Genomic DNA, 11,835 nt, shown 5'->3' on the forward strand with positions numbered 1-11,835 from the left:
TTGCTCCTTCGAAATGCGGGACGGAATAAGGTGGACGCGAGGTGGACGGGAGGCGGCGCGCGTGACGGCGTCCGCCACTGCGTGCGCGTTCAGCCGAACGTAAACGCATAGGCATCGACGCCGGGATCGAGAAACTCGATCGAGAACGTGCGGTCGGCGATCGCGCCCGGTTGCCGGACGAGCTGGTACAGGCGCTGGCCGGTGACGGTGCCGTAGCCCCGCGCATCGACGTCCGTGCCGTGTGCCGCGCCGGGCGCCGCGCCGTCGAGCGTCACGCGAAAGCGCACCGGCCTGCCGTTCGCGCCCGGGCCGAGCACGAGGTGCAGGTCGCGCGCATGGAAGCGGTAGACGATCCGGCCGGCCGGCGCGGCGAGCGTCGCGCGCTCGGCGCCGACCTGCCAGGTGCCGGCGAGGCCCCAGTCGTTCAGGTCGGGGTGCGCGGGCGCGTCGTAACGGTGTGCCGCGTCGCGCACGACACCGCCCGGCGACGTGAAGTCGTCCGCGCGCGCATAGCCGACGTAGGTTTCGGGTGAGCGGACGTCCGCGCTGTCGGCCGCCGCGAGCGCGCCCTTCGCGGGGGCGCCGGCGAGCCCGAGCGGCACGTTCAGCGCTTCCGGGTGGCCGGCTTCGGCGAGCAGCGACTGGATCGCGCGTTCCGACTGCGCGTATTCGCCTTCGCCGAAGTGGTGGTGGCGGATCCGCCCTTGCGCGTCGACGAAGTAGTGCGCGGGCCAGTATTCGTTGCCGAACGCGCGCCAGATCGCATAGCCGTTGTCGATCGCGACCGGGTAGTCGATGCCCAGGTCGTGCACGGCCTTCTTCACGTTGCCGATGTCGCGCTCGAACGCGAACTCCGGTGCGTGCACGCCGATCACGACGAGGCCGTACGGCGCGTACTTGCGTGCCCAGGCGGTCGTGTACGGCAGCGTGCGCAGGCAGTTGATGCACGAATACGTCCAGAAATCGACGAGCACGACCTTGCCGCGCAGGCCGGCCGCGCTCAGCGGCGGCGAGTTCAGCCACTGCACGGCGCCGTCGAGCGACGGCAGCGTGCCTTCGACGGGCAGCGCGGCCGGTGCCTGCGGCGCCGGCGTCGTGCCGGCGGTGCGCATCATCGCGGCGCCGGCCGCCGGTGCATCACCGGACGTCGCGGCCATCATGGCGCTGGCGGGCGCGGCACCGTTGCCGCCGGCGGTATCGCTGGTCGCGGACGTCGCCGCCGGCGCGCCATGCGGGCGAGCGCCGAGCCGGTCGACGAGCTTCGTCTCGAGGCCGCCCGTCGTGACGGTCGACAACTGCGCGAGCGCCCCCGTGTCGAGGCCGAGCGCGATCGCGCCGACGCCGGCCAGCAGCGCCGCGCCGATCCCGCGCTTGATCCATTCGCCGGCGCCGAGCGAGCGCTTCATCGCGGCGAACACCTTGCCGCCGATCACGAGCGCGACGCCGAGCGACGTCGCCGCGCCGGCCGCATACGCAACCAGCAGCAGCGTCGTGCCGACGCTCGCGCCGCGCAGCGCGGCGCCGGTCAGCACGAGCCCGAGGATCGGACCCGCGCACGGCGCCCACAGCAGGCCGGTCGCGACGCCGAGCAGCAGCGACGACGCGGGGCCGGCCGGGCGGCCGTCGCGCTGTGCGAACCCGGTGAGGCGGTTGCCGGCCGCGACGAGCGGGCGCGTCAGGTGCTCGGCGAAGCGCGGCAGCAGCAGCGTCAGGCCGAACACCGCGAGCAGCACGATGGCGAGCCAGCGGCCGGCCTGGTTGGCCTGCGCGACCCAGCCGCCGCCGACGGCGGCGAGCGTCGCGACGACGGCGAACGTGAGCGCCATGCCGATCAGCAGCGGCAGGCCGGTACGCACGAACGGCTGGTCGGCGCGCGCGAACACGAATGGCAGCACGGGCAGGATGCACGGGCTCAGGATCGTGAGCACGCCGCCGAGATAGGCGAGGACGATGAGCAGCATGGAGCGGTCTCCGGTCGTTCAGGAAGGCGGCGGCCCGTCAGGCGGCGGCCGGGTGGAAGGCGAGCGCGAGCCCGTTCATGCAGTAGCGCAGGCCGGTAGGCGGCGGGCCGTCGTCGAACACGTGGCCGAGATGGCCGCCGCAGCGGCGGCAGTGCACTTCGGTGCGCGACATCCCGTACGACGGATCGAGCGCGGTCGCGACCGCGTGGTCGAGCGGCTTCCAGAAGCTCGGCCAGCCGGTGTGGCTGTCGAACTTGGTGTCCGACGAGAACAGCGCGAGGTCGCAGCCGGCGCACGCGAACGTGCCGTGGCGGTGCTCGCCGTTCAGCGGGCTGCTGTACGGCGGCTCGGTGCCGGCGTCGCGCAGCACCGTGTATTGGGCGGGCGTGAGGCGGCGGTGCCATTCGGCGTCGCTGCGGGTGATCTCGAACGGGGCGGCCGTCGGTCCGGCGGCGGGCGGCGCGGCGAACGCGCGGCCGACCAGCGCACGACGGCCCGTCGACGACAGCGCCGCGAGTGCCGCAAGGCCGGTCGCGCCGGCGAACAGCAGATGTCTGCGGGTGGGCATGATGGGCTCCTGGAAGCAGGTCCTGAAAACATGCGCACAGAGTAGGTGGCGGGCGGTGTCGAAGTCCTCACGGAAAGTTAAATGAATCGTGATATCTGGGGTGTTCCATTGGGGGGCGGTGGAATCCGTCGATGCTCCAACTGGCAAAAGCCTTCGAACGAGTGAGCCGCCGATATTTACCGAGCACCGGTTCGCGCCACGATTTTTAGTGTTTTTTAGTGTTCGTCGAGTGGCGTGGCGAATCCGGGCTTTGGCTTGCCGATCAAATCGGACTGGGAAACGAGCGTTGTTTGACTGCGGTCGCGAATCACACCGAACGTCTGATGTGCTTGATCGACGGACGAGTTTGCAAGCTGGCGCGACCGGCGTGTGTGGACGCGGAAGCTTGATAGTTTTCACGTAGAAACTTCAGGGGGCGAGTTAGGACGTGCGCGGTAGTGCAGTGAAAGGGGGCACGGTGCGCTCCGCCAGTCAGGTTGTGTGACATCGGAAGCCGGACTACGTAGTCTGCGCGAGTGATGACACTCGCACCGGCCCGCTAGTTGTGTGAGTGCTGGCCGGGCGGAAAACGTTCGCGATTGCTCTTGGCGAGCGTGGTTGCGACAGGTGTAAGCCGGAGTTCATTGGTGGGTTGCCCGCCGCAGGCAGTGGTGGGGACGGATGCCAGTGAGTTGGAGGGTATTGCTGCACTGATCGCCAGCGATTTGCGTGTGTGCGGCGGGATGAGGTAGGGTGCAGCTTTGACTTTGTTGCCGAGGCTGTTCATGAACAAGCAGGAACTCATTGACGCGGTCGCAGCGGGCGCGGGCGTTAGCAAAACCGACGCGAGCAAAACCGTCCAGGCGGTCCTGGACGCGATCACGGACGCGGTGAGTCGCAGCGAATCGGTACAGCTGATCGGTTTCGGCGCGTTTTCGCAGGGGCGGCGAGCCGCCCGCACGGGACGTAATCCGACGACGGGCGCGGAGATTGCCATCCCGGCCGCAAATACCGTGAAATTCACGGCCGGCAAGGCGTTCAAGGACGCGGTGAACGCACTGTGACGCAGGGCAAGGTCGGGCAGGCCGCATATGCCGGACTGCACCGTGAAATTGCTGATGTAGTCGCGTCGGCGCGCGAAGCGACGGCTCGCACGGTGAACGCCCTGATGACGGCGACATATTGGGAGATCGGGCGACGAATCGTTGAGTTCGAGCAGGGCGGGGAGGGACGGGCCGCTTATGGCGAGGCGGTGATCCGCCGTTTGGGCGCCGATCTGTCAGAGCGATTCGGTCGCGGCTTCGGATGGCGCAATCTCGCACAGATGCGCGCCTTTTACTTGACGTGGCCTGCGGATCGGATTGTGCAGACACTGTCTGCACAATCCACGGCCGACCGGATTGTCCCGACAGCGTCTGCAAAATCAACCAAGGCGGCGGTGAAGGCGCCGCCGGGCGTGGCGTTTGAGCTAAATTCTATCGCTCAGGCTTTTCCGTTGCCCTGGTCCGCCTACGTTCGCCTCCTCGCGGTGAAGGCGCAAGCTGCTCGCGACTTTTACGAGGCTGAAGCGCTGCGTGAGGGCTGGTCTGTGCGGCAGCTTGACCGTCAGATCAGCAGTCAGCTCTATGAGCGGCTGGTGCTGTCACGCAACAAGGCGTCCTTGCTAGGAAAGGCGGCTGTAGCGCAACCCGGTGATCTTCTGTCGCCTGAGGAAGCGATCCGCGATCCGTTTGTCCTCGAATTTCTTGACATGAAGGACGAATATTCGGAGTCGGATCTCGAAGCGGCCTTGATCCAGCACTTGGCGGATTTCCTCCTCGAGCTCGGCGATGACTTTGCGTTCATAGGTCGGCAGCGGCGTCTACGGATCGATGACACCTGGTTTCGAGTCGATCTCGTGTTTTTTCACCGGCGCTTGCGATGCCTGCTCATTATCGATTTGAAGGTCGGGCGCTTCAGCTATGCGGACGCGGGGCAGATGCATCTCTACCTCAACTACGCGCGTGAACATTGGATGAAGCCCGGCGAAAACCCCCCGGTTGGCTTGATTCTTTGTGCTGAAAAAGGCGCGGCCGAGGCGCATTATGCACTCGACAACTTACCGAACAAGATACTCGCGGCGGAGTATCAGACGGTCCTCCCGGATGAGGCCACGTTCGCGCGAGAATTGGAACGTACCAGGATCGAACTGGAGCGCCGGGGCCGCAAGACGTGACTTTCCGTCCGAAGTTCCGAGATGCTGGGGCATGCGTCGATTGAGCGAATCCGATGAAGGGCGGCCGTTCGGTAAAATTTGATGTCGCTGGCGCGGGCAATCGATCTATGCGGAAACACTCTGTGCACCGACGGCCGCTGATGAAGCCGCAACTACTCGCTCGTGCTCTGGCTCGGCCATTTGTGCTCGCTGAGCGGCGTGTGCGGCAAGCCGGGCGATCTGTCGGCCACGTCGTCATGAACGTGCTTTCCCTCGTCATGCCATTCCCGGCCTGCCCGTGAATTCCGTTTCGCTTGCCTGGCTGAATTCCGCGTCACCACGGCGGGGGGCGTCATGCGTCCGGGCGGCTGGCCCGGCGCGCATTCGGATCGATTCCAGGCCCGGCATTCTGTCGATGCGTGCGGTGCGATGGCCTGACGGCGCATCGCACCCGGACGCGGCGCCAGAAGCGGCATGGCATGGCGCTTCCAACCCGTGAGCGAGATCGAATCAGAACAAATGCTGGATGCCCGCATAGACGCCCGTCTGGCTATGCCCGGGTGTCGGATTGTCGTTGTAGCCGCCGCCGGCGATCGGGCCGCCGGCACCCGCCGCGTTCGACTCCAGACCGAAGTTCGCGTTCTTGCTGTTGCGAACGGTAGCAATCTGCATGTCGAAGAGCGTGCGCTTCGAGATGTTGTACGTGCCGCCAACCGTATAGATGTTGGCGTTGCCGCCGCCATGGTTCGCGTTGACGTGATAGACGGCACCGGTCAAGGCCGCAGCCGGCGTCGCCTGCCACGTGACGCCGCCCCAGACTTGCTGCGTCGACGTAATCCCGTTGTTGGCGGTCGGCGCGCCGTTCGCGTGCGAGGCCTGATAGGCCGCCTGCAGCTTGAACTGGCCGAGGAATACGTTCACGCCCGCGAAGTACTCCCGGGAATAGTTGAACACGTCCGAGAACTTGCCGTTGACGTCGCGCGCCTCGTCGTAGATGCCGCGCACCTGGAAGTACGGATTCGTGTAGGTCAGTTGCAGGCCGTCGGCACGACCTTGTGCGGTCGTGCCGTTACCATTCCAGCTGGTGGCGTTCGACAGCGAATACTGGCCGTACACGTCGAAACCGTAGAAGCTCGGCGACTGGTACGAAATGTTGTTGCTCGTCTTGTTCCAGTTGCGCCCGCGCACGAGCGAACCGGACGACCAGGACGTCTGGCCGAGCGGATCGAAGTCCCACAATCCGTTCGAAATCGAGAGCTCGCGGCCGAGCAGCAGCGTGCCGTAAGCGTCGTTGGAAAAACCGACCGTTGCCCAGCGATCCCAGATGGACCCGGTGCCGCCGAGGCTGCCGTTCATCGCATTGAACGAGCCTTCGAGGTGGAAGACCGCCTTGTTTCCACCGCCGAGATCCTCGGAGCCCTTCAAGCCCCACAGGCTGGTGCCCCAGTCGCCGCTTTCGGCACGCCAGCGGCTCGTCGTGCCGCCGTTGCCGTTGGCAATGCCGCTCAGGTACTCGATGCCCGCGTCGAGGCGGCCGTAGAGCGTGACACTGCTTTGTGCGTGGGCGACGATGCCTGCGGACATCAACGTGGCGGCGAGTATTGCTTTTTTCATAATTGGCTCCAAACCTGTCAGAAAGAAAACGTGTGACTGCGGCACAACAGACCCGGTCAGTTCTTTTATTGAATAAATTAAGGAAAGCGAAATTATCTGTCGTGAAAAACGGATCGCGTATCAACAGGGAAAGTGAAATGTTCTTCGCTTGCGGCATGTCCAGCCAGGCAAACTGGACGAAAAGGTCTCCTTGGTCGGTATAGATGTGGGACGAAACTACGGGCGAGTCACGTAGTACAACTATTCATATATGAAATGCCGGACGGTCTGACGCTCATGAAGCCGGGCTTGCCCGGCGCTCCTTGCCGACGATCCGCAGCGCGATCGGTCCGATCCACGATGCACGCCTAACGTGCAGCGAGCACCTCGAATCGGTAGGCGATTTCAGTTGGCGTGTCAGGATTCAATGCAAGTGCCGTCCGGACCCCGCGGGAATTGATCGGATTGGGCGCGAGCGATGCCGCACGGCCAAGCTCGAATGCGCTCGCGACCGGCTCGATGCCGACGCAGAGGTTGCGGCCGTTCCACGGCGCATACGCACGTCCGCGGTTGCTGATCCACAACAGCAGCGACGGCAGCGCATCGGCATCCCAGGTCAGGCGATAGCGTGCGCCGGCGACGGCGTCGGTCATCGTGACGGAACCGTCGATTCCGCAGAGCTGCAGGATTTCTTCCGTGGGCTGCGCGAGCGGCAGCTGGTCGAATGCACCGAAGCCGCCCTCGCCGAGCGGTACGCGCTCGAGTGATTCGAACGTCGCGCCGGCCAGCGCGCTCGATACGCGCGGTTCCGGACCTGCCGGGTGCACCATGCCGAAACGGTACGTGCCGGGCTCGATTCGGAATGCGCCGGTGAGCGTCGGCAGCGCGAGATTCGGATGCAGACCGATGGGGCAGCGAGCCGACTTGCGTGCTTCGATACGGAGAACGATGTCGAAGGCAGCGCAAGCCGGATCGGCGCGCACGATGCGAGTCAGTCGTGCGATCGACGAGGTCTCGGGGTATTCGATCTCAATTTCGATCTCGTGCGCGGTTTGCCTCACGAGTGACCACACGCCGGTACAGCCGTAGCCATGCTGAAGGTCGTCGCTGGTGTCGAGTGCGACGTCATCCGGGACGATCGGCGTTGCGGCGGCCTTCCGCCAGCCGGGGGGCAGTAGGTCGGGAGAGTAGGGAACACCGAATGGCACGCACGGGAATTCGCTTCGCATGACGCCCAGCAGCCCCGCGGGTTGCGGCTCGGCCTGGCCGAGCCACGGCGCTTCGTAAAACGGACGGATCGTGCGGCCGCCTTGCTGTAATGCAACGCCGCCGAGCATACCTCCTGCTGCATGGAGATCGAACGCGCCGTGCGCCCATTTGAGATGCCAGACTGTATCCATTGCTTCGTCAGGTGTAGTCGGAGAAAACGCTTCCACGATAGGAAGAGGCATGCCGGAGCGGATCAGTTCTCTTCCTCGCTCCAGCAGGTGCCGTATCTCGCCAGCAACGCGCTGGCCTGCGCAGGCCCCCAGTTTCCGGCCGAATAGGGTTTGGGCGCCGCTTTCAGGTCGAGAATCGGCGCGACCCAGCGCCATGCGGCTTCCTGCTCGTCGCGACGCACGAACAGCGCGAGCCGGCCGGCGATCACGTCGAGCAACAGGCGCTGATACGCCTCCATCCGGTCTTGCCGAAAGAAGCGGTCGAACGCGAGATCGAGGTAGACGCCTTGCAAGGTCATGCCGAGCCCCGGCCGCTTCGCGAGCGTGCTCAGGCGAATCGATTCGTCCGGTTGCAGCTGGATCGTCAACCGGTTCGAGCCTGCCAGCAGCGCCGTCGGACCAAGCGTCGAATGCGGCGGGCGCTTGAACGTGACGACGATTTCAGCCACGCGTCGCGCCAGCCGCTTGCCGGTGCGCAGAAAGAACGGCACGCCGGCCCAGCGCCAGTTTTCGACCTCGGCCTTGAGCGCGACGAACGTCTCGGTCGGACTGTCGGCCCGGATCCCGGATTCGTCGAGGTAACCCGGTACCGACTCTCCGCGGACCACCCCCGCGCGATACTGTCCGCGCACGACGCTCTGATGCAAGGCTTCCTCGGTGAGCGGCTTGAGCGCGCGCAGCACGCGCAGCTTCTCGTCGCGCACGGCGTCGGCTTCCATCGACTGAGGCGGTTCCATGGCGACGATCGCAAGCAACTGCAGCAGATGGTTCTGCACCATGTCGCGCAGCGCGCCGGTCTGGTCGTAAAACCCGCCGCGCCCGCCGACGCCGAGTTCCTCGGCAACCGTGATCTGAATGTTGTCGATCCATTCACGGCGCCACAGAGGCTCGAACATCACGTTGGCGAACCGCAGCGCGAACAGGTTCTGCACGGCTTCCTTGCCGAGGTAATGATCGATCCGGTAGATCTGCTCTTCGGAAAAAATCTGGCCGACCGCATCGTTGATCGCCGTCGACGACGCGAGATCGTAGCCCAACGGTTTTTCGAGCACGATTCGCGAGGTCGGCGGGGCGAGCCCTGCCTGCGCGAGCGCGCGGCAAATCGGCACGAACAGCGATGGCCCGGTCGCCAGATAGAAGATCTGGCGCGACGACGCCGGCGAGAGCGCGTCGGCCAGACGCGAGAACGTGCCGGCCTGGCTTGCGTCGAGCGCCACGTACGAGAGCCGCTCGCGGAAGCCGCGCCACGCGCTTTCGTCGAACCGGGCCTGCGTCAGATGCGGTCGCACCGACACGTCGACCCAGTCGAGGTAGCCGGCCGTATCGAGTTCGTTTTGCGCAACCGCGATGATGCGTCCCGCGGGGGCGAGCAGGCCATCGCGATGAGCGGAGTAGAGCGCCGGCAGGATCTTGCGCATCGCGAGATCGCCGGTGCCGCCGAACAGCACGAATTCGAACGGAGCCTGGGTATCGGAGAACGGGAGGTGCGCATTCATGGAGTTTCGCTCGTGGCTGCGTTGGCCGATTCGATCAGCGCATGTACTTCGGCCGCCGTCGGCGCATAGGCGCCGGCGTGCGACGCGACGAGCGCCGCACAGGCGGCGGCGAACCGAAGATGTTCCGTCGCGGGGGCGTCCGGGCGCGTCAGCAGGCTCGCCATCCAGCTGCCGACGCACGCGTCGCCGCAGCCGACCGTGTCGGCGACCGTGACCTTGAAGCCCGCCTGAACCAGCGTTTCATCACCGGCGAAGAGTTCCATGCCGGCCGCGCCGCGCGTGACGAGCACCGCAGCCTGCGGCGCCCACGCACGGATTTGCGCGAGTGCGGCTGCCTCGTCGAATTCCGGGAACAGACCGGCGAGATCCTCGTCGGACACCTTGATGTAGTCCGAGAGACCGATCATCGTGCGCAAGGTGTCGCGGTACGACGGGGCGGCCATCGGCGCGCGAAAGTTGGGATCGAACGAAATCCGCTTGCCGGCGGCGCGCGCCGCGAGCGCAATGTCGATCAGACGCGAGGCGAGGGGCTCGCGCACCAGGCCGAGACAGCCGAAATGAATGATGTCGGCGGCGTCGAGCCAGTCCGAAGGCAACGCGGCGGGATCGAACGCGAGGTCGGCGCTATTCTCGCCGATGAAGAAATATTTCGGCGGCCGCGTCTCGACCACCATCGCAAGCAGCGGCGGGCGGTCGACCTGCTGCGTGAAGCGCATGTCGAGGCCGGCTTCGGCGCTCTTTCGCATGAGCTCGTCGCCGAATATGTCGGCGCTCACGGCACCGGCAAAGCCGGTCGGCGTGCCGAGGCGCGCGCCGACGCGCGCGACGTTCCAGCATGCGCCGCCGGCAACGCTGTGCCAGCGGTTCGTGTCGTCTCGAATGAAATCGGTCAGGGCTTCGCCGAAGATGACCAGTCGCGGTAGCTTCATCATGGGATTCGGGAGATCAGGCCGCAGCGTGGCGCCGCGTCTTGAAGCGGTTGATCAGTTGGTTGGTCGAGCCGTCGTGCGAGTGAATCTGCGCGGGGGTGAGTAACTCGCCTTCGATCGCAACCGCGAGCTTTTTGCCGAGTTCGACGCCCCATTGATCGAACGAATTGATCCGCCATACCACGCCTTGCACGAATACCTTGTGTTCGTACAGCGCGATCAGCGCGCCGAGGGATGCCGGATCGAGCGTGTCCAGGCAGATCGTGTTCGTGGGCCGGTCGCCTTCGAAATTGCGATGCGGTTCGGTCGTCGAGTGCGATCCGTTCATCAAGGCCTCCGACTGCGCGAAACAGTTCGCGACGAGGACGGCATGGTGATGATCGAACGCGTGATGCGGCCGCATGCACACGATGAAGTCGGTCGGAATGATCGCGGTACCCTGGTGCAGGAGCTGGAAGAACGCGTGTTGTCCGTTCGTACCGGGCTCGCCCCAGATGACCGGGCCGGTCGCGTAATCGACGCGCTCGCCGCCGAGCGTCACCGATTTGCCGTTGCTTTCCATGTCGAGCTGCTGCAGGTACGCGGGCAACCGGTGCAGATAGTTGTCGTATGGCGCGATCAACTGGCTCGTCGTACCGAGGAAGTTCTGATGCCAGATGCCGATCAGGGCGAGCAGGACGGGCAGGTTGCAGGCCAGCGGTGCTTGCGCGAAGTGACGGTCCATCGCGTGCGCGCCGTCGAGCAGCTGCTCGAACGCGTCCATGCCGGCCATGATCGCGATCGGCAACCCGATGGCGGACCACAACGAGTAGCGTCCGCCCACCCAGTCCCAGAACGCGAACATGTTGTCGGTATCGATGCCGAATTCCGCAACGGCCGTGGCATTCGTGGAAACGGCGACGAAGTGGCGGGCGATCGCCGCGTCCGGCGCGCCGCTGTCGAGCAGCCAGGCGCGGGCGGTATGGGCGTTCAGGAGCGTTTCGCGGGTCGTGAACGTTTTCGACGACACGATGAACAGCGTCGTCTCCGGGTTCACGCGCTTGAGCACTTCGGCGATGTCGGCTGCGTCCACGTTCGACACGAAATGCATCGTCAACCGTTCGTGCGCGTAAGGCTTGAGCGCCTCGCACACCATCTTCGGTCCCAGGTCCGAGCCGCCGATGCCGATGTTGACGACGTCGGTGATCTCGCGGCCCGTGTGGCCGCGCCATTCACCCGAGCGAACCGCGTGGGAGAAGCGCCGCATCCGGGCCAGCACGTCGCTGACCTGCCGCGACACGTCGACGTCGTCGACGATACGCGGCGTACCCGAACGGTCGCGCAGCGCGACGTGCAGCACCGCGCGGTTCTCCGTGCGGTTGATGCGCTCGCCGGCGAACATCGCGTTGCGATACGCATCGACGCCCGCCTCCTGGGCGAGGGCGACCAGCAGGGCGATGGTTTCGTCGTCGATGGGGTTCTTCGAGTAATCGACGAAAAGCCCGGCCGCCTCGAGGCTGAAGCGCGATGCGCGTGCCGGGTCGCGGTCGAATCGTGCGCGAATCGAGACGCCGGACAACGCGTCCCGATGGCTGGCGAGCGCGCGCCACGCGCGCGTTTGGGTCAGTGAGGTCATGGTCGTGTCAGGCCTGGGATGCGTTGGGACGGGTCAGTGCGAGCTCCAGCCTTTGTAAGCT

Annotated in this window: 9 protein-coding genes; 2 read left to right on the plus strand and 7 right to left on the minus strand. The window is 65.6% G+C overall.

The genetic code is table 11. The features are described from left to right. Window positions 1–89: 89 nt before the first annotated feature. Together U4012_RS34415 and msrB are read right to left on the minus strand one after the other, a co-directional pair. On the minus strand, window positions 90–1,961 hold the full coding sequence (locus U4012_RS34415) for a cytochrome c biogenesis protein DipZ (RefSeq protein WP_321804225.1): 1,872 nt from the start codon (window positions 1,959–1,961) through the stop codon (window positions 90–92). 37 nt (window positions 1,962–1,998) lie between these two features. Continuing rightward, complete coding sequence (gene msrB, locus U4012_RS34420) at window positions 1,999–2,529, minus strand: peptide-methionine (R)-S-oxide reductase MsrB (RefSeq protein ID WP_124523624.1); 531 nt, start codon at window positions 2,527–2,529, stop codon at window positions 1,999–2,001. Between the two features lie 764 nt (window positions 2,530–3,293). Between msrB and U4012_RS34425 the strand changes: the two genes are divergently transcribed. Both U4012_RS34425 and U4012_RS34430 read left to right on the plus strand, forming a co-directional pair. Then, the gene (locus U4012_RS34425) at window positions 3,294–3,572 is read left to right on the plus strand and encodes an HU family DNA-binding protein (protein WP_321804228.1); all 279 of its coding nucleotides are present in this window, start codon (window positions 3,294–3,296) and stop codon (window positions 3,570–3,572) included. Continuing rightward, window positions 3,569–4,723 carry a PDDEXK nuclease domain-containing protein gene (locus U4012_RS34430; protein ID WP_321804230.1) on the plus strand — a complete coding sequence of 385 codons (1,155 nt, stop codon included), beginning with the start codon at window positions 3,569–3,571 and terminating at the stop codon, window positions 4,721–4,723. The genes U4012_RS34425 and U4012_RS34430 overlap by 4 nt, the downstream gene beginning before the upstream one ends. A 489-nt stretch (window positions 4,724–5,212) precedes the next feature. Here the strand turns inward: U4012_RS34430 and U4012_RS34435 are convergent, their stop codons facing one another. The 5 genes from U4012_RS34435 to pgi form a co-directional block, all read right to left on the minus strand. After that, on the minus strand, window positions 5,213–6,316 hold the full coding sequence (locus tag U4012_RS34435) for a porin (protein WP_044848738.1): 1,104 nt from the start codon (window positions 6,314–6,316) through the stop codon (window positions 5,213–5,215). 347 nt (window positions 6,317–6,663) lie between these two features. Beyond that, window positions 6,664–7,695, minus strand: a complete 1,032-nt coding sequence (locus U4012_RS34440) for a hypothetical protein (protein ID WP_321804231.1) — start codon at window positions 7,693–7,695, stop codon at window positions 6,664–6,666. Window positions 7,696–7,757: 62 nt separating this feature from the next. Continuing rightward, the gene (gene zwf, locus U4012_RS34445) at window positions 7,758–9,230 is read right to left on the minus strand and encodes a glucose-6-phosphate dehydrogenase (RefSeq protein WP_124571993.1); all 1,473 of its coding nucleotides are present in this window, start codon (window positions 9,228–9,230) and stop codon (window positions 7,758–7,760) included. Next, window positions 9,227–10,159, minus strand: a complete 933-nt coding sequence (locus tag U4012_RS34450; protein WP_321804234.1) for a carbohydrate kinase — start codon at window positions 10,157–10,159, stop codon at window positions 9,227–9,229. Before U4012_RS34450 ends, zwf begins: the two co-directional genes overlap by 4 nt. 16 nt (window positions 10,160–10,175) lie before the next feature. Then, window positions 10,176–11,774 (minus strand): glucose-6-phosphate isomerase, encoded by a 1,599-nt coding sequence (gene pgi / locus U4012_RS34455; protein WP_321804236.1) that lies wholly within the window; start codon window positions 11,772–11,774, stop codon window positions 10,176–10,178. Between the last annotated feature and the right edge of the window lie 61 nt (window positions 11,775–11,835).

It is taken from the genome of Burkholderia sp. BCC1988 (genome assembly GCF_905339895.1).
In the GTDB taxonomy this organism is placed as follows: domain Bacteria; phylum Pseudomonadota; class Gammaproteobacteria; order Burkholderiales; family Burkholderiaceae; genus Burkholderia.